Origin of the sequence: Pseudaeromonas sharmana (assembly GCF_042649925.1) — a bacterium.
GTDB lineage: Bacteria > Pseudomonadota > Gammaproteobacteria > Enterobacterales > Aeromonadaceae > Pseudaeromonas > Pseudaeromonas sharmana.
The window spans coordinates 107271-129431 of sequence record NZ_JBHSAF010000014.1; the positions used below are offsets into that span (position 1 = coordinate 107271).

The window sequence follows — 22161 nt, forward strand, 5'->3', positions numbered from 1 at the left end:
CGTCCCCATCATAGCCAGGAGCGGCTCTTCCTGTTCTAGCCTGGGGCCTGCCTGGACGCCAACGCATTTTGTCGATGGCCTTGATGCGCAAAACCGGACACCGAGCCTGCGCCGTGCTGACGCCTGCGGCTCAGGCGATATGGCGCCGGAACAGGTACAGGGCGGCACTGAGATTACACAGTGCAAACAACAGCAACGGCCACAGGTATGGCCAGCACTCGGCCAGGCCGAATCCCTTGAGGAAGATCCCCTTGAGGATCAGGATGAAATAAGTCAACGGGTTGACCCAGGCCAGTGCCTGAAAAAACAGCGGCATATTCTCAATCGGCGACACATAACCCGACACTATGGCCGCCGGGACCATGAAACAGAAGACGCCGAGGAACGCCTGTTGCTGGTTGGCACACAGCGAAGAGATAAACAGACCGACGCCGGCCAGTGACAGGCCATAGGCCAGCAAGCCGACCGCCAGCATCGGCAATGAACCGGTGAATGGGACGCCATACAGAAAATAGGCGGCCAATGCAATGAAGCTGCCCTGTACGAAAGCGACCATCATGCCCGGAACCGCCTTGCCGATCATGATATACAAGGGAGTCAGCGGTGAGACCAGCAATTGGTCAAAGGTGCCTTCTTCGCGCTCGCGGGCGACCGACAGCGCCGTGACAATCAAGCAGCCGATGGTGGTGATGATGGCCACCAGGCTGGGCAAAATGTGCCATTTGAATTCCAGATTTGGGTTGTACAGTTGGCGCACCTGCAGCGCGCCGGGAGGCGCCCCCCACAGATCCTCCTGATATTGCATGATGATCTGGCCGATATAGCCGCTGGCAATCTGTCCGCTGTTCGAGCGTCGTCCGTCGACCAGGACTTGTACCTGGGGGGCGCGCCTGGTCAGGATCTGGCGCGCAAAGTCAGCTGGAATGTGCACCGCCACCAGCGCCTGCTGAGTATCCAGGGCCTGTTGTAACGCCGGCATGCCCTGCACCGAGACGATATGGGTGAAGGCCGCCGCCTGTGTCAGACGCTGGATCAACTCGCGACTGTGAGCCGACTGATCCTCGTCGTAGAGTGCCAGCGAGCTGTTGCGGACCTCGAGGGTTGCGGCATAGGGAAACAGCGCCGTCTGCAGGATGACTGGCATGATCAGCAGCAATCGTCCCTGCTTGTTGTTCAGCAGCGCTTGCAGCTCCTTGCGGACCAAGAAAAACAGTCGTTGCAGCATCATGACTCCAGGGTACGCCGCGTTTTGCGGGCGGTCAGTAGCAGCCAGAACAGTGCCAGGGCCAGCAGGCAGAGCAGGTTGGGCCACAACACCGCATATAAGGTTCCCGCCTGAAACAGCGTCTGTAGCGAGCTGGCATAGTAACGTGCCGGTATGAGGTGCGTGATCCACTGCAACAGGGTCGGCATGCTCGAGATTTCGAACACAAATCCCGAGAGCATCATCGCCGGCAAGAAGGCACTGGTCAGTGCGGCCTGGGCGGCATTGAACTGATTGCGAAACAGGGTCGACAGGAACAGCCCCATGCCAAGGGCACAGCCCAGAAACAGTGAGGAGCTGAGGAACAGCATCAGCAAGGATCCCCGAAACGGCACCCCCATGATATGCACTGCTACCAGCAGACAGAGCCAGCAGGCCAGTATGCCAAGCACATAGTAGGGCAGGATCTTCGACAGCAGCAGCTCGGCCCGGGTAACCGGTGTCGCCAGCAGAGCCTCCATGGTGCCGCGCTCCCACTCCCGTGCCACCACCAGCGAGGTCAGCAAGGCGCCGATGATGGTCATGACCACGGCAATGGAGCCTGGAACCAGAAAATTGCGGCTGATGTTCGCCGGGTTATACCAGGTGCGGCTCAGCACCTCGATCTGTAGCGGCAGTGGCTGGGACTGCTCACGCTGTTGCTGGTTCAGCCAGCTTTGCCAGACATTCTGTACATAGGTCGCCATGAACTGGGCAGTGTTCGGTTCGGCGCCATCCACCAGCAGCTGCAAGGGTGCCTGCGCCTGTTGCCGTTGCCATTTGGCCGAGAAATCGCCGGGGATAATCAGGATGGCGCGCACCTTTCCCTCGGCCAGTGCCTGCATCAGCTGCTGGCGCGAGGCGCCGTTGTGTACCTCGAACAGCGGGTTGGCGCTGATGCTCTGCGCCAGTGTGCGCGCAGCGGCGCCGCTGTCTTCGCGCAGCACGCCCAGTCGCAGATGGCTGGCATCCAGATTCACGGCGTAGCCGAGCACAAACAGCAGGATGATGGGCATGATGAACGCCACCAGTATGCTGCTCGGATCGCGGAGTATCTGCAGGGTCTCCTTGCGGCACAATGCCCACAAACGGCGCGGTACGATACGGCTCATTGGTCAGCCTCCTCAACCAGGCGGATGAAGGCCTGTTCCATGGTGGGGGCGGGACAGTCACGACTGGCGATCTGCTCCTTGAGCTCGTCCGGGGTTCCCAATGCCAGCAGGCGGCCACGGTAGATGAAGGCGATGCGATCGCAGTATTCGGCCTCATCCATGAAATGGGTCGTGACCATGATGGTGACGCCCTTGTCCGCCAGCCCATTGATGTGGCTCCAGAACTCGCGACGCGTCACCGGATCGACGCCTGACGTGGGTTCGTCGAGGAACAGCACAGGGGGTTCGTGCATCACGGCGCATGCCAGTGCCAGCCGTTGCTTGAAACCTAATGGCAGTGTCTCGGCGAGGACCTGCAAATAGGGCGTCAGCGCGAAAGCGGACACCATCTGCGCGATTTTACGTTGTTGCTGCTCTCCCTTGAGGCCATAAATGCCGGAGAAGAAAGCCAGATTCTGCGCCACGGTCAGCTGTCCATAGAGTGCAAACTTCTGCGCCATATAGCCCAGTTGCTGGCGCGCCTGCGACGGACTCCTGTCCAGCGGGTAACCCATGACATGCGCCTGGCCACTGGTCGCCTTAAGCAGGCCGCACTCCATCTTGAAGGTGGTGGATTTACCGGCGCCATTCGGTCCGAGCAGGCCAAATATCTCGCCACGGCGTACCGAGAAACTGACGTTGTCGGTGGCGACAAAATCGCCAAACCGCTTGGTCAGCTGTTGGGCCGAGATCACGGCCTCCCGGGACAATGTCTGTTGCCGATCTGCGGTCAACATCGCCAGAGTGGAATCGCCGCCCGGGCCGCCCCCCAGCAGAGTGATGAACGCATCTTCGAGTCGTGGCTCGGCGGGCAAATAGTGGCAGTTGGCGCCGGCATCGAGTTCGGCAGGGGGTGGGCAACAGGCCTCCGGCGCCAGCACCAGGCGTAGTGTCTGTCCCTGAATGACGCCATCCATCACCTCAGGACGACGCAACATTTGGCGCAATAACGGGCGGCGCGGTGCCGAGAAGCCGGCCAGATTCCAGCAGCGGCCCTGCAGCGGCGCCTTGAGCTCGGCCGGCGTGCCGCTGGCGAGCAAACGCCCCTGATTGAGCAAGAGTACCCTGTCACACAATTCGGCTTCGTCGAGGTAGGCTGTGCTCCACAGCACCGTCATCCCCTGGGCCGCCAATTCGCGCACCATCTTCCACAATTCGCGACGCGATAGCGGATCGACACCGACGCCCGGTTCATCCAGTAACAGGATGCGCGGTTGGCCAAGCAGGGTGCAGGCCAGACCCAATTTCTGTTTCATGCCACCGGAGAGCTTGCCGGCATAGCGATCGGTAAAGCGTGCCAGATCGGTGAATGACAGCAACCGCGCCAGCCGTTGTTGCCGCTCCTGGCCGAGGACCTGTCGCAAATCGGCGTACAGGTTCAGATTCTCGGCCACGGTGAGATCCTCATACAAGCCGAATTTTTGTGGCATATAGCCAATCCAGTCATGCAATTGAGGATCGCGCTGCGCGGGATTGAGCCCACCGACATGCAACTGGCCGGCGGTCGGGTGGAGTAAACCGGCTAACAGCCGCAGCAGCGTGGTCTTACCGGCACCATCAGGGCCGACCAGCCCCGTAATGCTGCCCCGGGCGACACGAAAGCTCACCCGATCCAACGCCGGCGGCGATTCGGCAGCAAACTGCTTGACCAATTCGCTGACTTCGATGGCGCTCATATGCGGGGTCATGGCATTAACCGTATGGTGACCGGCATGCCCTGGCGTAGCAGATCGTCGGCATCGTCGATACGAATTCGCAGTCGGTAGACCAGCGCGGTACGCAGATCGGTGGTTTCGACACTCTTGGGAGTGAATTCGGCACTCGGCGAGACAAAACCGACCGTGCCGGTATAAGGGTGATCCGGTCGACTATCGCTCCAGACCTGCACGCGGGCACCGGAGGGGAACTGCCCCAGCTCAGGCTCAGGAACATAGGCCCGGATCCAGACCGGGCGCGTCAGCGACAGCGTGAAGGCCGGTGTGCCGGCCTGAACATTCTCGCCGACCTCGACTGACCGAGTCAGCAATACGCCATCACTGGGGGCGGCCAGACGGGTATCGGCAACGGCAAGTTGGGCGGCAGCCAGCGAAGCGTTGGCTTGCTGCAGACTGGCCCTGGCTTCGGCGATCTCTTCGCTTTGATAACCGGCCTGCAGCTTTGCCAAATTGGCCTCGGTTAGCGCCAGCTGGGCCTTGGCCTGATCATGGTGCGAGCGGGCGGCATCCAGATCGCTCTGGGTCGTGGCACCTCGCGGCGTCAGATTCTGCAGCCGGCTCAGCTGGCGTTTGGCCTCAAGCAGTGCAGCGCGGGCGGCGCTGACATTGGCGCTGGCCTGGGCGCGATCTTCCTGCCGGTAACCTTGCTGCAGTCGTTGCAACCTTGCTGTCGCCGCGGCTACCGCCCCTTCGGCGCCGTGCAGCGCCGTCAGCAGCGGGGCCGGGTCGAGTTCGGCCAGGAGGTCGCCTTGATGGATAGCTGCCCCCTCATCGACGTGCAGTTGCTGCACGCGCCCTGCGACGCGAAAGGAGAGCGTCGCCTCGCGCAGGTCGACATTGCCATACAGGGTCGTGACCGTTTGATGGTCAGGATCCAGTCGTGTGGTCAGCACCAGGGCGGCAGCGGCCAGGGTGATGGCCAGCGCCAGAGGAACCAACAGGGTGCGTCTCATGAGGTGACTCCATTGCCAATAGTGGGTTTGAGACCCTGTAATGCCCAGGCCAGGCGCTGGCGGGCGGATACCGGGTCCGCCATCTTGGCGATCAGTGGTTGCGCGGCATCTGGTAGCCAGCCACAGTCATGCAAGGGGCCGCGGGCCAGCAGCATCGGCATGCCAAGCGCCATCATGATGAACAACATCAGATGGCGGGGATCGTCCTGGACCAGTTCGCCCGCCCGTTGCGCGTCCACGATTAACTGCAGGATCAGCTTGGGGTGGCGCCAGGGGAGTTTGAGTGCAAAGCGGCGCGCTGCGGCTTCACCGGCCAGGGAATCGGCCAGCAGCTGGCTGACAAAGGCGGAGTTCTGCTCCAGCAGCCAGATCACCTGTTCGAGCACCGCCTGCAAACGCTGCAAGGGCGTGTCGTGATCATGGGCCTGTGTGGTCTGTGACAGAGCCTGGTACAGGGGGGCGTACCACAACTCGACCAACTCATCGAGAAACTGTTCCCGGTTGCCGAAGTGGTAGACAAAACTGCCAAGGTTGACGCCGGCAGCCGCGGCCAGCTCACGGACTTTCAGGCCGCGCAGCCCCTGCTGGCGGCAGATCTGTAGCCCCTGCTCCAGCAGGCGTTGACGAGTGGGATTCTGGATTGTCATGCGCTGGCCTTATACGGTTGTATAAATCTAATTTATACGTGCGTATAAAAAACAGCAAGCCGGGTTGCCAAGTCGGCTGATTATTAAATTCTACTTAATAATAATGGCGATATTAGGCAGCATTTGGCTGGTAATTCCACAAGGAACAGACCAATGCCGCCCACTGGGGCGGCATTGGCGCTGAGGCGGTGCTGGCGAGGCGTTAGCGGCCTGGCTGATAGAGCTGATCGAACAGGCCGCCGTTACTGAAATGACGTTTCTGCGCCTTGTTCCAGTCACCTTCCAGCTCGGCGAGGGTAAAGAGCGTCAACGTGCTGAACTGGCTGGCATACTCGGCGGCGATCTGCGGATTGCGTGGCCGATAGTGGTGTCTGGCCACCAGGCGCTGCCCTGCATCGCTGTAGAGGTATTCGAGATAGGCTTTGGCGACGGCTTCGGTGCCGTGGCGTTTGGCGTTCTTGTCGACCACGGCGACCGGCGGCTCAGCCAGGATCGAGACCTTGGGGGTCACTATCTCGAACTTGTCGGCATTGCCCGGTTCGGCCAGCACCAGATAGGCTTCGTTCTCCCAGGCGAGCAGCACATCACCGAGCCCGCGTTCGACAAAGCTGGTGGTCGCGCCACGGGCACCGGAGTCCAGCACCTTGACGCGCTGGTAAAGCGCAGTAATAAACGCCTTGGCGGCCTCTTCCCCCCCCTGTTTGAAGGCGTAGCCCCAGGCCGCCAGGTAGTTCCAGCGGGCACCGCCTGACGTCTTCGGATTCGGCGTCACTATGGCCACGTCGCCTTTGATCAGATCGCCCCAGTCATGGATCTGTTTGGGATTGCCCTTGCGCACCAGAAAAACGATGGTCGAGGTGTAGGGGGCGGCGTTATCCGGCAGACGGCTGGCCCAATCCTCGGCCAGCAGGCCGGATTTGGCGATGGCATTGATGTCATAACCCAGCGCCAGCGTGACCACATCGGCCTCCAGGCCATCGGCGACAGCGCGTGCCTGCTTGCCGGAACCACCGTGCGACTGGCTGATGACCACGTCATCACCGGTTTGGGTTTTCCAGTACTTGGCGAACACGCCGTTGTACTCCTGATACAGCTCCCGGGTCGGGTCGTAGGAGACGTTCAGCAATTCGACTTCAGCCGCCTGCACAGATGACAGGGCGCCGGTAGTGAGCAGGGAGAGGGCAAGCAGGGCTTTCTTCATGGGATACTCCTTTATCGTGGTCAGACACATCTTGCCTGCCTGCCTTATCGATACGAACGAATAAAAAAAACGTTACTTAGCCAATTATTGAATAATGCAATCTTGAATCCCTGACCGTGGCTAAGCCTTACCACACGCAAACTTGCGATTAAGTTGTTGTAAATTAGAATTTTATTATTTTTTATGACTGGGGATAGGGTGCCGCGGCTGCGTATCTTGTGTTCAGGCCATCCAGGCCGTAACGAGAGAGTCGAGGAAACTGTACGCTATGAACGCCTATCTGCATGCCCTGAAAAACTATTTCAACTTCTCTGGCCGTGCCGGCCGCCGCGAATACTGGACCTTCGTGCTGGTTAACCTGTTGCTGGGTTATGTGATCCTGTTTGCCGATCGCCAGACCGCGATTGGTGATGTGCCGGCGGCGCTCTTTTTGCTGTTGATCCTGATACCGACGTTGGCGGTTAGCGTGCGTCGTTTGCATGACAGTGATCTTTCCGGCTGGTGGGTGCTGCTCGCTGCCATTCCGCTGGTGGGGCCGCTGGTCCTGATTTACTTCAAGTGCCGTGCTGGCAACAAAATGGCCAATCGTTTCGGTATCTGCCCGCAGTGCTGAGCGCTACAACGGCTTGATGTAGCCCGCCGCGCATGATGATCACGCCAGGCGCTCCCTTCGGGGGGCGTCTGTTTTTTGCGCTGCACAGGGTGTGACGAACGGCATGACTATCGGAAAAACCGCAACGGAATCACATGAGTCATCATTCGTCACTTTAACGATTCACCTTGGTTAAATATTGTGCACGATTCGCTAATTCCCGTCATAAATATCTGGATTTTACCAGAGTGACTCGGCATTCTGCTGGGCGGCTGAAGTGCCATCTAGAACGGCACTGCGGATTTTCCAGTCATCAACCGAACGTGGACGTTCCCATTATGAAAATGAATAAACTGACCGCAGCCATCCTGATCGGGATGTTGCTGGGGATTTTGAGCGGCCAGCTGGTGCGCTTCTTTGCTCCTGACACTGTGAGTTCCTTTGCTGCCAACATCACCTTGTTGACGGATCTGTTTCTGCGCCTGATCAAGATGATCATTGCGCCGCTGGTCTTCACCACGCTGACTGTCGGCATCGCGCGCATGGGCGATGGCAAGACCGTCGGGCGCGTTGGTGCCAAGACGATGGCCTGGTTCATGACGGCGTCCCTGTTGTCGCTGACACTGGGGCTCATCATGGTGACCCTGTTACAACCTGGGGTCGGGCTGAATCTGCCGGTACCGGATGCCAATGCCCAGAGCGGGATCACCGCTGGCGCCATCAATCTGAAGGACTTCATCGCCCATGCCATTCCCAAGAGCGTGATCGAGGCGATGGCCAACAATGAAATCCTGCAAATCGTGGTGTTCTCGTTGTTCTTTGGTCTGGCTGCGGCCGCCGTCGGTGAGCCGGCGCGACCGGTGATCACCGTGCTGGCGTCGTGTGCCGACATCATGCTGAAGGTGACGGGCTTTGTCATGGGCGCGGCGCCGTTTGCGGTGTTTGCGGCCATCGCGGCGATGGTGGCCAAGGAGGGGTTGGGTATCCTCACCACCTACGGCACCTTCATGGCGCAGTTCTACCTGTCTCTGGGTCTGCTGTGGTTGGTGCTGCTGGCGATGGGCGGGTTGTTCCTCGGCCGCCGCGTACTGAGCCTGCTGGGCGCCATCCGCGAGCCGGCGTTGCTGGCCTTCTCGACCGCCAGTTCCGAAGCCGCATATCCGAAGACCCTGCAGCGCCTGGAGCAGTTTGGCTGTTCCAAGCGTATCGCCAGCTTTGTCATGCCGATGGGGTACTCCTTCAACCTTGACGGCTCCATGATGTATTGCACCTTTGCCACCCTGTTCATCGCGCAGGCCTATGGCATCGAACTGTCATTTGGGCAACAGATCACCATGCTGCTGCTGTTGATGGTCACCTCCAAAGGCATGGCCGGCGTGCCACGGGCATCCCTCGTGGTGATTGCGGCGACCCTGACCCAATTCCATATTCCGGAGGCGGGTATTCTGTTACTGCTCGGTGTCGACCACTTCCTCGACATGGGCCGCTCGGCAACCAATGTGCTGGGAAATGCCATTGCCTCCTGCGTGGTTTCGCGCAGCGAAGGGGCGCTGGGCGAGGCGATCGATGATGAGGCCTGGGCGCAGTTGCAGGCCCGGGAGCCAACCGCTATCCAGACGGCGGATGTGCAACAGGCGTGATCGGGAGAGTGCGGTAGCCTGAGACCAGGCCGTTTCCACCCAGTGGAAACGGCCTGGTTGTTTCGGGCGCGGTGACGGGGGACGGGACCTCAGCCCCGGGCGTAGGCCGCCGCTGCCTGAAACAGATCCTCCTGCGGACGGATGCCGGTGTAGAGCACAAATTGTTCCACCGCCTGGATGGCAAACACTTCGGCACCGGTGATCACGCATTTGTTCTGGCGTTGGGCCGCCTCAATCAGCGGTGTGCGTGCCGGCATGGCGACGACATCGAACACCACCTCTGCCGAGTGAATCAGCTGCTCGGAAAATGCCAGCTGGCTTGCCTCGACGGCGCCCGCCATGCCCAGCGGCGTGGCATTGACCAGGATAGCGGCCCGCAGATCGCCGCACCCGGCGGCCCACTGGTAGCCATATTGTGCCGCCAGCGCCTGACCACGAGCGGCATTGCGCGCCACTATGGTGCCGTTGCGAAATCCACGAGCCTGAAAGGCTGCCGCCACCGCCTTGGCCATGCCACCGCTGCCTTGCAGGATGAACGGCAGCTCAGGATTGACCGCGTATTGTTCAAGTAACTGATAAATCGCCAGATAATCGGTGTTGTAGGCCTTGAGATAGCCGTCGCTATTGACGACGGTGTTCACCGAGTCGATCACCCGCGCCGATGCATCCAGCTCGTCTACCAGCGGGATGACGGCCTCCTTGAACGGCATCGAGATGGCGCAGCCGCGGATGCGCAATGCCCGCACCCCTGCGATGGCTCCGTGGATGTCATCGGTGGCAAAGGCCTTATACAGGTAATCCAGATCCAGCGCATCGTAGAGGTAATTGTGAAAGCGGGTCCCGAAATTGCTCGGACGGGCCGACAGTGACATGCAGACAATGGTGTCCTTGTTCAGATGACGGGTCATGGTGATTCCTCATTCAGGCCGGCCAGGCCGGCGGTGGCGGGTGGCGTCGATAGCATGCCGTGACAGGTGGCAGCAAAAAAGAGCTGAATCGATGACTTTACGGTTCCTCTTTTTACTCTTGGCGGCTAATGGGGGGAAAACGGGTACAAGAGAGGGACCAGCAGGACGGTTGCCAGCATCACCAATAGGGTAAATGGCACGCCGACGCGGATAAAATCGGCGAAGCGATAACTACCCGGTACCAGCACCAGGGTATTGACCGGCGACGAGACCGGCGTCATGAAGGCCGCCGAGGCGGCAATCGCCACCGTGATGGCAAAAGGATAGGGTGACAATCCCATCTGCTGGGCCACGCCGATAGCCACGGGTGCCAGCAGCAGTGCCGTGGCCGTGTTGGAGATGAACAGGCCAATGCTGGCGGCGACCAGAAACAGCGCGCTCAGCATCAGATGCGGGGAGAGGCGACCAAACAACTGGCTCATGCCATCGACCATCAGCGCCAGGGCGCCACTTTGCTGCAAGGCAGTGGCAAACGGCATCATGCCGATGATCAACAACAGCGTAGGCCATTGAATGCTGCGGTAGGCGCTCTCCATGTCGATGCAACGGAAGGCGCCGAGCAGCAGACACGCCAGCAAGGCGGCGATCACATTCGGGACCCAGCCGCTGATCATCAGCCCGACCATCAGTGCGACGCACAGCAGGGCCAGGGGCGCCTGGTTTTGGGCTGGCGCCATCTCATCGACTTCGGCTGGCAGATCGTAGAGCAGGAAGTCGCGTTTGTGCTGCTGCAGATAACGGATCTGCTTCCATTCGCCGGCCACCAGCAGGGTGTCCCCCTGTTGCAGGGGGGTATCCAGCAGATCCTCGGTCACGGCGTCCCCCTGACGCTGGATACCGACCACGCTGAGCCGGTATTCACGGCGAAAGGCCAGTTGCCGCAGTGTCTTGCCTGGCAGACGGGAGTCGGGGATCAGCGCCACCTCGGCCAGACCGACGCTGCGGGCGTGTTCGGAGAAGTATTGCCCACGCAGCGGCAGAGGCCGCAACCGGCATTCACGGCAAAACGCCTCGACCTCATCTTCGGCGCCCACCAGATCGACCAGCAATACATCCAGGGCTTCAAACTGGCTCTGGGTCGTCACACCGACCAACAGATGGTGGAAGCCGCGGCGACGCTCGATACCGAGCACGTTGGCGCCGAAGCGGGCGCGCAGTTGCAGGTTTTCCAGCGTCGGCCCGATCAGCGACGAGCCAGGCTGGATCTGCAGACGACAGGCGCGGTCGGCCAACTGATAGCGCTGGATCAGCTCCTGCATGCGCCGCCGGCCCTGATGCACATGTGGCGTGGTCGGCACCCGTGCCAGCAGACGGTTACCGACCAGGCGTATGTAGCCGATGCCCAGCAGCAGGATCAGGACGCCGATTGGTGTGATGTCGAAAAAGCCCAGCGCGCCATGGCCCTGGCGCTCCAGTTCGCTGCTGATCACCAGGTTTGGTGGTGTGGCCACCAGCGTCAGCATGCCGCTGATCAGTCCGGCCATGCTCAGCGGCATCATGATGCGGGCCGGTGCTACGCCGATGCGACCGGCCAGGCTCAATGCCACCGGAATGAAGATGGCGACTACACCGGTTGAACTCATCACCGAACCGAGAGTGGCGACCGACAGCATCAACAGACTGACCAGCCGCAGTTCGCTGTCGCCGGATAGTTTCAACAGCCAGTCGCCGACCCGATAGGCGACGCCGGTGCGGATCAACCCCTCACCGATGACGAACATCAGCGCAATCAACAGCACATTGGCATCGGCAAAGCCCGCCAGCGCTTGCGGCAAGGTCAGCATGCCACTGACCACGAAGGCCGTGATCAGCAGCAGGGCGATGACATCCATGCGGACGCGGTTGCTGACGAACAGCACTATGGCCAGCGACAGCAGCCCCAATACCTGCAGAATGGCGATATTCACAACATGCTCCTTGCCGGATCCAGCCTAGCTGGCAGATGTACCGTACAAAGGCTTTGTAAATCAACGAAATTTTCGCTGATTGTCCCACCGGAGCCGCATGGCAGAGGTCGGCGACCGGCACGGCCGGGCCTGCTGACACTAACGCCGCACGCTCAGTGCGCGGCGCAGCTGCGCGCTGGCGTATGCTCTGACGACGCCCGTGTGCCGCGGGCGTCGTCGATGGCCTATGGCTGACGGGCGGCACCCTGATAGCGTGTCAGCCAGTGTGCGTAGGGGGCGGGCAACAGTGATTCCGGCTCAGGGATCCCCAGTTGTTGCGCCAGGCGATACGGGTAGTGCGGGTTGGCCAGGTGGGCGCGGCCGATCATCACCAGATCCATCTGTTGCTCGGCGACGACGCGCTCGGCATCCTCGGCGGCGTCAATGCCCCAGGCGGAAGCCACCGCCAGCCCGGTTTCGCGCCGTACTCGCGCCGTCACCGGTGCCAGAAAGGCTGGCCGCCAGGGGATACGGGTCTCGGCGATAGTAAAGCCGACGCTGACACTCACCAGATCCAGTCCTAACTGACGCAACTGCTGCAGCACCTGTATCGACTCCTGCAGGGTTTCTTCATCCCGATCATCATATTCAATCACCCCCAGGCGCACCGTCAGTGGCAGATGGCTTGGCCATACCTGGCGTACGGCGCTCAGGGTTTCCAGTAAAAAACGTGCCCGGCCGGCCAGATCACCACCGTAGTCGTCGGTTCTGCGGTTGCTGTGTACGCTAAGGAAGCTTTGCGCCAGATAGCCGTGCGCGAAATGCAGTTCCAGCCACTCAAAGCCAGCGGCCAGCGCCCGTTTGGCAGCGGCAACGAAGTCAGCCTGGATGCGCGAGATCTGCTGCCGCGTCACGGCCTGAGGTATCCGCGGCAAGTGATGGCCATAGGCCAGGGCCGAGGGAGCCAGCGTCGTCCAGGCCGCCGGATCTTCAGCTGCAATCTGGTTGTCACCGAGCCAGGGCGGATTCGCATTTGCCTTGCGACCGGCGTGGGCCAGCTGAATACCCGGCACGGCTCCGCCGGCTTTGATGGCATGGGCGATGCGGGCCAGACCATCGATTTGCGCATCCTGCCACAGTCCCAGGCAGGCGGGGGTGATGCGTCCTTCCGCAGCAACCGCCGTCGCCTCAACAATGACCAGACCCGCGCCGCCGCGACCCAGGGCGGCATAGTGCGCCCAATGCCAATCGTTGCTAAGGCCATCGACGGCTTGATACTGGCACATAGGTGGTATTGCGATGCGGTTGCGCAGCGTCAGGGATTGGAGCTGGAACGGTGAAAACAGGGTCGACATGGCGAAACTCCGGGAGGCGTGGGCGTGGCGGGGGGCGCAGGAGTGCGCCGTGCCGGTCTGGATGGGGATTATCGGCAGGAGGCTACCCAGGATCAAATACCGATTTCTTATGTTTGTCATCGTGATACCTGATACCTGCTGCCCATGATTGCGACTGTCCGTGATCCGTGACGAGCAAGACAAAACCGCGTAAGGTCATGCCCACAAGCAGACTGGCGGGCCGGCATGATGCACTCCCGTCGCACGATACGGATGGCAGGGGGCAAGGTGACGAGTTTCTGGAGCAGGCGACTGGCTGGGTTCAAGGGAGTGACGTTGCTGTTGCTGACGTTACCTCCGCTGTTTTGGTCCGGTAACTTTATCGTCGCGCGAGCGATGCGTGGTGCCATTCCCCCCCTGACACTCTCTTTTAGCCGCTGGGTGATTGCGCTGCTGGTGCTGTTACCGTTTGCTATCCCGGCCTTGCGCCGACAATGGCCGCTGTTCCTGCCCCACTGGCGTTTGCTGTTGCTGACCTCGCTCACCGGCATTGCCGGCTTCAATACCCTGGTCTACCTGGGGCTGCAGACGACACCGGCCACCAATGGTTTGCTGCTGAATTCCACCATTCCGGTGTTTATCTGCCTGCTGGGAACCCTGTCTGGCTCGCTGCGCTTAGGCGGGAGCCAGTGGTTGGGACTGCTGATTTCCTTGTCGGGCGTCATTCTCATCATCAGCCATGGCCAGCCGTTGCAGTTGCTGCAGCTGGCTTTTTCCAGGGGTGATCTGCTGGTGCTGCTGGCGATGCTGTGTTGGGCCATCTACACCATAGCGCTCAAGCAGTTACCGGCGGAGTTAGATCGACTGGCGCTGATGACACTGCAGATTGTACTCGGCCTGGGGATGTTGCTGCCTGCGTTCGCTTGGGAGCAGACGCAGGATGGGGGTGTCAGCTGGAGTCTTGAGGTGCTACTCGGTCTGGCCTATGTCGGTGTGGTTCCCTCGGTGTTGGCCTACCTGCTGTATGGCGCATGTGTCAGCCGCTTGGGGCCTGCGCGGGCTGGCTTGTCGGTGCACCTGATCCCCGTGTTCGGCGTCTTGTTGGCGGTGGCGTTGCTGGGCGAGCAGCTGCACGGATTCCACCTGCTCGGCATGCTGCTGATTGTGATCGGACTGCTCAGGCGCTGATCCGCGGTGCGGGACATGACCGCCGTCGAGGACCGCGGAGCAGGGTGCAGCGGCACATCGTCAGTCAACCACTGCCTTAACATCATTTCTGTGCTGCCGCTGTGGCAAGAGCGTTGGCCGAGCGCGTCGGCTCGCAACCGCTGACCGGGGGCCTCGCCGATGGGGCTGCTGGCGCGCAAACAACATCGCTGCGCGGCCGGCAACGGCGGTTATCGCTGCGCCAGATTTCCCACCTTGCTTGCTCTGACGTCGGCGACCGGCGTTGTTCGCTTGGAGCAAGGGGCAAAAGCGGGGGGCATAAACATGGAGGTACTTAATTTTAGGTTATTGATATTATTGGATTTTACCTCTTTATTTTTTATTATTTTTTTTGATTGGTCTTCAAGGAGAGGTCAGCGTTAACTGGCTAGCGTGAAATGTCCGGCCAAAAGCTGAGTACATGCACCACCTGCATCGATAGCGGGTGATAACAACGATAACAGCAGAGCAGCCAATGGGCTGCCGCTGACAGGTTACAACGCTTGCTGCTGGCCTGGAGATCATGTTCTTTCCTGGCCGGCAAACCACTCTAACTGGAGAAACCATGAAAAAATTAATCATGCTGACGATGGTTCTGTTTGCTGGCTATGCCAACGCGGCTCATTTTCCGGAAACCTTCTTCGGCTGCCCGAACGACTTGCGGGTGCACATGAACGAGCAAGGTGAAGTCTGGTTTAACACCAAAAAAGTCCATGTTGAAAAGTACAACGGCAATTATCTTGAAGCCTCCAAGGACGGCGTCACTGTGTCGTTGACCCGCGATGGTGGCCGTGATTTCAGTGCCAGCTACAGCGGCAAACGTGGTGGCAATGGTGTCTGCCAGCAGATCAGCGAGTACGATTACAAGCATGGCGAGAGCGCGGATCGGTACTCCATGAATAGCAACGACTATTCACGCCATCATGACCACTCCAACGACTATTCCCGCCGCGATGGCCGTGACGACAGAACTGCCCGCGCCTGTGCTCGCAAGGTGGCGGCGGTCACCGGCGCTGATGAAGATCGTATTTCGGTATCGGATGTCTCCTCTTCACAGGCCGCGACCATCTACATGATGTCCGTACCGGATGCTGATGCCTCCTGGAAATGTTTCGTCGACCGTCGCGGGCATGTATCCGACGTCGAATTTGGTGGTGCGCAAGGCTGATAACGCCTGTACGACCAGTACCAAGGCGGCCATGGGCCGCCTTTTTTGTTTTCCCCAAGGCTGGCTCCAGCGGCATCGGGCAATGCGAATCGGCTAGCCATCAGCCAAAAGGAGCGGACTGACTGAACAACATGCGCAAATCTGGAAAACTGTCGCCGGCATGGTCGCGCGTGCAAAAACGTTGGAGTGCTGTGTTCAAGTGTTGCAACCGATGCCGGCAACCGGAGTAGCCGATGCTGACTGTGTTGTCTGAAGCGGATACCTGCATCTGCATTGGCAAGCGGAAGGTGGATTGGGTTCCCGGTCGTCTGGTTGTCAGCAACAGATCGATGCCCGTTGTCATGGTATCAGCCAGATTGACTTCTGGGCCAACGAACAGACGGCGGCAGGGTAGCGTTTGCCAATGCGGTTGTACCCGCGGATGCCACAGTAGCGGAACCGCAGGGAGAACCACACACTCCAGCCTGAGCCCAAGGTGATGGTAGAGGCGATGATGAGCGAACAGCCAGTCACTTTCGCAATCCAATCCAATGTGCACAGCGTCGTATAGTCGTGATGTCTGCAGGAACAAGCGTTGCAGCCGCTGGCGTTGCTGCCGGTATGGCGCTGGGGTCAAGCGCCCACTGAGTCGGCCCAGCACCTGATGCAGGCGATCACACTGTTCAAGATCATGCAAGCCACTGAAGCGATAATCTGGGATCCGCGTGTGTGAGGTCAGCCAGTCGGCGACGTGGTGTAGACTGTCGCCGATCACCAAGGTGGCGACACTATGTACCAATTCGTACCACTGACTCCTATGCAGCGGGTGGCCAGGTGCCAGCAGGAGTGGCATCAAGCCATGGTGCCGAACACACTGCACTAGCCATTGGTGATCAGCCGCGGATAGCAGGGGCGAGGCAAGTATGGTGAGCTGTCTGGGATCCCGCTCTGTTTCGGCGGCGGGTAAAAACGAAACCAGCTGAGCTTGCAGTGCCTGCGCAAAGCCAGCTTCGCTTCCATCAGCATGTGGGTCTTGTGGCACAGATGGCGTGGTTGTTTCGCTGGCAATGCCGTCAGCGCCGAGACTCTCCGGCATGACCACGGCGTGATGTCGCCCGCGCCTGGGAACAGGTGGCAGCAGTGCAGGTGTAACGGTGTCCCTGGTGTGATGCGTCTGTCCGCATGACCCCCCCGCCATGGACTGCAGCGATGACAGCAATATGGGCATCGGGCGTTCTCCTTGTGCACGGATCAGGCTAACGATCCTGAACGGGCTGGGCGGTTATCTCCTGGCTGAGCAGCTGTTCCAGTGTGTTGCCCTCCTTAGCGCGGAACATCTTGTAGCTCAGCTGATATTTGGCCATCCGCAATCCCAGCAGACGGCGTGTCATGCCCAGATGGCTCGCGGCGGCACTGACGTTGCCGTGATGCTGAATCAGTGCCTCGATGATCAGCTGGTATTCAATCTGTGCGATCGTCGCATCGATGCTGCCCGGTTCGTTGTCGGTCGGCGCAACACCATTGGCGGTTTGCAGTGCGGCAGGCAGCTGGGCAAGGTGGATCTGGCCATCGTCGGCGAGCAGCACGGCGCGCTCCATCATGTTCTCCAGCTCGCGGACATTGCCCGGCCAGCCATATTGCTGCAGCCGGTTCAGCGCCCGGGTACTCAGCCGAGGGGTGGCAATGCCCTGCTCATGGGCGAAACGACTGATGAAGTGCTCGGCCAGCAACAGGATGTCGCCACGCCGCTCTCGCAGCGGCGGTATGGTGATCGGGAAGACGTTCAGCCGGTAGAACAGATCCTCGCGGAACTGGCCCTGGGCCACCATCTGCGCCAGGGGGCGGTTCGTGGCGGCCAGGATGCGCACATCGATGTGCCGCGTCTGGTTGCTGCCGAGGCGTTCGAAACTGCGCTCCTGCAGCACGCGTAACAACTTGGCCTGCATTGGTAACGACAGTTCACCGACTTCATCCAGGAAGATGGTACCGCCATCGGCCTCCTCGAAGCGGCCGGCCCGCCGCGCCGTGGCGCCGGTAAAGGCGCCTTTCTCGTGGCCGAACAGTTCGCTCTCGATGACGCTCTCCGGCAGCGATGCGCAGTTGAACTTGACGAACGGCCCGCCGTGCTGCGGGCTGTGCTGATGAATGGCGCTGGCAACCCGCTCCTTGCCAACGCCGCTTTCACCGAGGATCAGCACTGTGGTGCGGGTGCGACTGACCTTGTCGATCAGCCGGTACACTTCATCCATAGCCGGGGAGTGACCAATGATATTGGCCGGTTTGAACGTCTGCTTAAGGGCATCGCGCAAGCGCCGGTTTTCGTCGATCAGCGCACTCTTGTGAATGCTCTCCAGCAGGTGTAGCTCGACCGATTGTGCCAGCAGCGATGCCAGAATCGACAACAGCTCGACATCCAGCTCCAGCAACTCGGCGTTGGCATAGTGACGCTCAATACTCAAGCTACCCATCACTTTACTGCCACGGGCGATCGGCACGCACAAGAAGGCATTCTGCCGGGTATCCGCGCCACTTTGGCTGCCGGTGCGGTTCAAGAAGCCTGGCTCATTGGCGATAGAGGGCACGACCAGCGGTTGACCGCTGGCAACCACGCGGCCTGTGATGCCTTCGCCGAGGCGGTAGATGCCGCGGGCGATCTGCTCGCGGCTCAGACCGATGCCCTCATAGATGAAAATCCGGCCGGTCTGGGGATCGAGCAGCGTCACCATGCCGCGACGGATCTGCATGTGCAGCGCCAGCAGTTGTAAGGCCTCACGCAGCAGGCCCTGCAGCGGATTGCCCTGGCCCATGGCGCGACACAGATCGGAGAGCAACGGCAGCAGGGCACTGCGGCACTCACCGAACAGACAGGGGAGTTCGGGCTTGTCGGTTTTGCTACAGGCTTCATCGTTTGTCGGCTGCCGTACAGGTTGACTGGTTTGCATCATGGACCCCTCCTGCTGTGTAGCGCACCGGCGCTGCACTGCGCTGTGTTCTGCTTTATATAACGCGGATTAGCTTGTGACCGGGTTGTGGTGCCGTGTTGTCTAGCCGCCACGGCACGCCATTTGAAGGGTTGATTGCAAAAATGGCGCCATATATTTCCCTATAGCACGAACAATGCCGGTAACAGGCTTCGGCCTGGATGGCGACGGTGGCGGTGCTCGCTGTTGACGCGATCCGAGGGCAATACCAGGCCAGTACCGAAAAGGTTCAGCACGGTACAGTTAGCCGGAGCCCTTTGCGCCGCCTGGTACAGATCGCACTGCTGAATTGGCGGTTTGCAGTCTGTTGCGACGAGTCAGCTATCAGCGCCAATGCGGCGCAGCAAGAAAAAAAGCAGATTAATTTCAGTATGTTAGTCACGTGGTGCGCCAAAATAAACCGAGCTTCGACACGCTATTTTTAAATTTATATAGCGCTAGCCGAATATGGCACGACCATTGCGTTGTTAATAACAGGCAAACATTGCCTTGCACGCTGATACATATTTTCTGCTGTTCACTGTTTCTTCGGTTATTACATTGGCAAATGGAAAGGAGCTCCACCATGACACGTAAACTCGCTATTTATGGCAAGGGCGGCATCGGTAAATCCACGACGACACAAAATACGGCTGCGGCACTGGCCTATTTTCATAATCAGAAAGTCTTTATTCACGGCTGTGATCCCAAGGCTGACTCCACCCGCCTTATTCTCGGCGGCAAACCGCAAGAAACCCTGATGGATGTCTTGCGCGATAAAGGTGCCGAGAAAATCACTAATGAAATGGTGGTGAAAACCGGGTTTAAAGATATTCGTTGTGTTGAATCCGGTGGCCCTGAGCCAGGGGTCGGCTGCGCCGGTCGTGGTGTGATTACCGCTATCGATTTGATGGAAACCAATGGCGCCTACACCGAGGAGCTGGATTTTATTTTCTTTGATGTGTTGGGTGACGTGGTGTGTGGCGGCTTTGCGATGCCGATCCGCGATGGTAAGGCGCAGGAAGTCTATATCGTCGCCTCCGGTGAAATGATGGCGATTTATGCCGCCAACAATATCTGTAAAGGGCTGGTTAAATATGCCAAACAGAGTGGGGTTCGTCTGGGCGGTATTATTTGCAACAGCCGCAAGGTGGATGGTGAAAAAGAGTTCCTTGAGGAATTTACCTCGGCTATTGGCACCAAGATGATTCACTTTGTTCCGCGTGACAATATCGTGCAAAAAGCCGAATTCAATAAAAAGACCGTCACCGAATTCGACCCGCAAGCCAATCAGGCCAAGGAATACAGTGAGTTGGGAAGAAAAATCCTGGAAAACAAGGACTTTGTAATCCCCAGCCCGCTGACGATGGATCAGCTCGAATCCATGGTCGTCAAATATGGCCTGATGGACTGACGCCTGATCTGGGCGCCATGCGTGTTGGCCCCGGCGGGGCATGTTAGCCCGCCGCTGCCGGCGCATTCATTCAGTACCAGCTATCTAGTCGGGTATATCCGGTCGGGAAATCTATACCCGCGGAGAATACGCCGGTAATTAACGAGGGCCTCATCATGCCTTACCATGAGTTTGATTGCAGCAAATGCATTCCGGAGCGTAAACAGCACGCCGTGCTTAAAGGTCCGGTAGAAACAATTACGGACGCGTTGCCGCAAGGTTATTTAAATACCATTCCTGGCACTATTTCCGAACGCGGGTGTGCCTATTGCGGTGCCAAGCATGTTATCGGTACCCCGATGAAGGACGTGATTCATATTAGTCATGGTCCTGTCGGTTGTACCTATGATACCTGGCAAACAAAACGCTATATTAGTGACAATGATAATTTCCAGCTTAAATATACCTTCGCCACCGACATGAAAGAGAAGCATATTGTCTTTGGCGCCGAAAAATTGCTGAAGAATAATATTGTCGAGGCGTTTAAGGCCCATCCTGAAATCAAGCGGATGACGATATATCAAACCTGCGCCTCGGCACTGATCGGTGACGATATTGAGGCCATTGCCCAGGAAGTCATGGATGAAATGCCAGAGGTGGATATATTTGTCTGTAATTCGCCCGGATTTCGCGGCCCGAGCCAATCGGGTGGTCACCACACGATTAATATTGCCTGGGTAAAAAACAAAGTCGGCACTGTCGAGCCGGAAATAACCAGTGATTACGTCATCAATTACGTCGGTGAATATAATATTCAAGGCGATCAGGAGGTGATGCAGGATTATTTCAAGCGTATGGGGGTGCAAATTCTCTCCACCTTCACCGGCAACGGCTCGTATGACGATCTGCGCGCCATGCACCGCGCCCAGCTCAACGTGCTGGAGTGTGCCCGCTCGGCCGAATACATCTGCAACGAGCTGCGGGTGCGCTATGGCATACCGCGTCTGGACATCGATGGCTTTGGTTTCGAGCCGCTGTCGTCGTCGCTGCGCAAGATCGCGCTGTTCTTTGGTATCGAGGAGCGGGCCCAGGCCATCATCGACGAGGAGACGGCACGCTGGAAGCCGGAGCTGGACTGGTACAAGGCTCGCTTGCAGGGCAAGAAGGTCTGCCTGTGGCCTGGCGGCTCCAAGCTGTGGCACTGGGCGAATGTCATCCATGAGGAGATGGGGGTGCAGGTGGTGTCGCTGTACACCAAATTCGGCCACCAGGGGGACATGGAGAAGGGCATAGCGCGTTGCGAAGAGGGGGCGCTGGCAATTGACGATCCCAACGAGCTTGAAGGGCTCGAGGCGATGTACAAGCTCAAGCCGGACATCATCTTCACCGGCAAGCGCCCCGGCGAGGTCGCCAAGAAGATCCGCGTGCCTTACCTCAACGCCCACGCCTATCACAATGGCCCGTGGAAAGGGTATGAAGGCTGGGTGCGGTTTGCCCGCGACATCTACAACGCCATCTACTCACCGATCCATCAGCTGGCACTGATCGACATCAGCCAGGACGACATCCCCACGGATCTGGGTTTCCGGACGGCACGCATGCTCTCCGATGCCACGCTCAGCGACGCGGTGCGTAACGATCCGGCGCTGCGTCCGTACAGCGGCGAATTTGACAGCCTGGCCAAGCTGAAAACCCGGGTCTATCCACATTTTCCACGCCAGGCGGCACCGATGCCGGTGCCGGAACTGGCCGAGCAGGGAGGCTGATATGGAACAGCAACCGCCGCTACAGCAACAAATAGAGCAGATGATCGATTACATCATGAAGAAGTGCCTGTGGCAGTTTCACTCCCGCTCCTGGGATCGGGAGCGGCAGAACGCCCAGATCCTCGGCACCACCACGGCTTTGCTGTGTGACGAGCCGGTGGAGTTGAGCACGCCGGAGCAGCGCTGCTACTGGGCCGATGCGGTCTGTCTGGCAGAGGCTTACCGCGAACGTTTTGCCTGGCTGGCGACCATGAGCCACCACGAGATCCGTGCGTTGATGCAGGGTGTGCACCAGCGACTGGATTTTCTCACTATCAGCGGCTCGCTCAATGCCGAGCTGACCGACCGGCACTACTAGG

General features: G+C 59.3%; 19 protein-coding genes. 8 read left to right on the forward strand and 11 right to left on the reverse strand.

What is annotated here, in order from left to right:
* Window positions 1-130 precede the first annotated feature (130 nt).
* From ACFOSS_RS10320 to ACFOSS_RS10345, 6 genes are all read right to left on the reverse strand, one after another.
* The gene (locus tag ACFOSS_RS10320; RefSeq protein WP_377152271.1) at window positions 131-1225 is read right to left on the reverse strand and encodes an ABC transporter permease; all 1095 of its coding nucleotides are present in this window, start codon (window positions 1223-1225) and stop codon (window positions 131-133) included.
* Window positions 1225-2355: an ABC transporter permease gene (locus ACFOSS_RS10325; protein ID WP_377152272.1), complete on the reverse strand. Its 1131-nt coding sequence runs from the start codon at window positions 2353-2355 to the stop codon at window positions 1225-1227. Before ACFOSS_RS10325 ends, ACFOSS_RS10320 begins: the two co-directional genes overlap by 1 nt.
* Entirely contained in the window at window positions 2352-4082 is a 1731-nt protein-coding gene (locus tag ACFOSS_RS10330; protein ID WP_377152273.1) for an ATP-binding cassette domain-containing protein, read from the reverse strand. The genes ACFOSS_RS10325 and ACFOSS_RS10330 overlap by 4 nt, the downstream gene beginning before the upstream one ends.
* Window positions 4079-5062: a secretion protein HlyD gene (gene hlyD / locus ACFOSS_RS10335; RefSeq protein ID WP_377152274.1), complete on the reverse strand. Its 984-nt coding sequence runs from the start codon at window positions 5060-5062 to the stop codon at window positions 4079-4081. Before hlyD ends, ACFOSS_RS10330 begins: the two co-directional genes overlap by 4 nt.
* Entirely contained in the window at window positions 5059-5709 is a 651-nt protein-coding gene (locus ACFOSS_RS10340) for a TetR/AcrR family transcriptional regulator (RefSeq protein WP_377152275.1), read from the reverse strand. Before ACFOSS_RS10340 ends, hlyD begins: the two co-directional genes overlap by 4 nt.
* A gap of 202 nt (window positions 5710-5911) precedes the next feature.
* Window positions 5912-6910, reverse strand: a complete 999-nt coding sequence (locus ACFOSS_RS10345; RefSeq protein WP_377152276.1) for a sulfate ABC transporter substrate-binding protein — start codon at window positions 6908-6910, stop codon at window positions 5912-5914.
* A gap of 268 nt (window positions 6911-7178) precedes the next feature.
* Between ACFOSS_RS10345 and ACFOSS_RS10350 the strand changes: the two genes are divergently transcribed.
* Window positions 7179-7523, forward strand: a complete 345-nt coding sequence (locus ACFOSS_RS10350) for a DUF805 domain-containing protein (RefSeq protein WP_377152277.1) — start codon at window positions 7179-7181, stop codon at window positions 7521-7523.
* A 317-nt stretch (window positions 7524-7840) separates the two neighbouring features.
* Window positions 7841-9142 (forward strand): dicarboxylate/amino acid:cation symporter, encoded by a 1302-nt coding sequence (locus ACFOSS_RS10355; RefSeq protein ID WP_377152278.1) that lies wholly within the window; start codon window positions 7841-7843, stop codon window positions 9140-9142.
* Between the two features lie 89 nt (window positions 9143-9231).
* On the opposite strand, the gene ACFOSS_RS10360 is transcribed toward ACFOSS_RS10355, so the two are convergent.
* The 3 genes from ACFOSS_RS10360 to ACFOSS_RS10370 all read right to left on the reverse strand — a co-directional run bounded on the left by ACFOSS_RS10360 (window position 9232) and on the right by ACFOSS_RS10370 (window position 13351).
* On the reverse strand, window positions 9232-10050 hold the full coding sequence (locus ACFOSS_RS10360) for a shikimate 5-dehydrogenase (RefSeq protein ID WP_377152279.1): 819 nt from the start codon (window positions 10048-10050) through the stop codon (window positions 9232-9234).
* Window positions 10051-10175: 125 nt separating this feature from the next.
* A complete protein-coding gene (locus ACFOSS_RS10365; RefSeq protein ID WP_377152280.1) occupies window positions 10176-12017 on the reverse strand; it encodes an SLC13 family permease in 1842 nt (613 codons plus the stop codon).
* A gap of 224 nt (window positions 12018-12241) precedes the next feature.
* Entirely contained in the window at window positions 12242-13351 is a 1110-nt protein-coding gene (locus tag ACFOSS_RS10370; protein ID WP_377152281.1) for an NADH:flavin oxidoreductase/NADH oxidase, read from the reverse strand.
* A gap of 225 nt (window positions 13352-13576) precedes the next feature.
* Here ACFOSS_RS10370 and ACFOSS_RS10375 point away from each other — a divergent pair, with 225 nt between their 5' ends.
* From ACFOSS_RS10375 to ACFOSS_RS10385, 3 genes are all read left to right on the forward strand, one after another.
* Window positions 13577-14518, forward strand: coding sequence for a DMT family transporter (locus ACFOSS_RS10375; protein WP_377152282.1), 942 nt, complete (start codon window positions 13577-13579; stop codon window positions 14516-14518).
* Window positions 14519-14677: 159 nt separating this feature from the next.
* On the forward strand, window positions 14678-14920 hold the full coding sequence (locus ACFOSS_RS10380; RefSeq protein WP_377152283.1) for a hypothetical protein: 243 nt from the start codon (window positions 14678-14680) through the stop codon (window positions 14918-14920).
* Between the two features lie 181 nt (window positions 14921-15101).
* Window positions 15102-15704: a hypothetical protein gene (locus ACFOSS_RS10385; RefSeq protein WP_377152284.1), complete on the forward strand. Its 603-nt coding sequence runs from the start codon at window positions 15102-15104 to the stop codon at window positions 15702-15704.
* 100 nt (window positions 15705-15804) lie between these two features.
* On the opposite strand, the gene ACFOSS_RS10390 is transcribed toward ACFOSS_RS10385, so the two are convergent.
* Window positions 15805-16911 carry a nitrogenase component 1 gene (locus ACFOSS_RS10390; RefSeq protein ID WP_377152285.1) on the reverse strand — a complete coding sequence of 369 codons (1107 nt, stop codon included), beginning with the start codon at window positions 16909-16911 and terminating at the stop codon, window positions 15805-15807.
* A gap of 28 nt (window positions 16912-16939) precedes the next feature.
* Window positions 16940-18628: a sigma-54-dependent Fis family transcriptional regulator gene (locus tag ACFOSS_RS10395; RefSeq protein ID WP_377152286.1), complete on the reverse strand. Its 1689-nt coding sequence runs from the start codon at window positions 18626-18628 to the stop codon at window positions 16940-16942.
* A 418-nt stretch (window positions 18629-19046) separates the two neighbouring features.
* Between ACFOSS_RS10395 and nifH the strand changes: the two genes are divergently transcribed.
* The 3 genes from nifH to anfG all read left to right on the forward strand — a co-directional run bounded on the left by nifH (window position 19047) and on the right by anfG (window position 22160).
* Complete coding sequence (nifH, locus tag ACFOSS_RS10400) at window positions 19047-20057, forward strand: nitrogenase iron protein (protein ID WP_449301178.1); 1011 nt, start codon at window positions 19047-19049, stop codon at window positions 20055-20057.
* A 155-nt stretch (window positions 20058-20212) separates the two neighbouring features.
* Complete coding sequence (anfD, locus tag ACFOSS_RS10405; RefSeq protein WP_377152287.1) at window positions 20213-21802, forward strand: nitrogenase iron-iron protein, alpha chain; 1590 nt, start codon at window positions 20213-20215, stop codon at window positions 21800-21802.
* Between the two features lies 1 nt (window position 21803).
* Window positions 21804-22160 (forward strand): Fe-only nitrogenase subunit delta, encoded by a 357-nt coding sequence (gene anfG, locus ACFOSS_RS10410; protein ID WP_377152288.1) that lies wholly within the window; start codon window positions 21804-21806, stop codon window positions 22158-22160.
* Window position 22161: the final 1 nt, after the last annotated feature.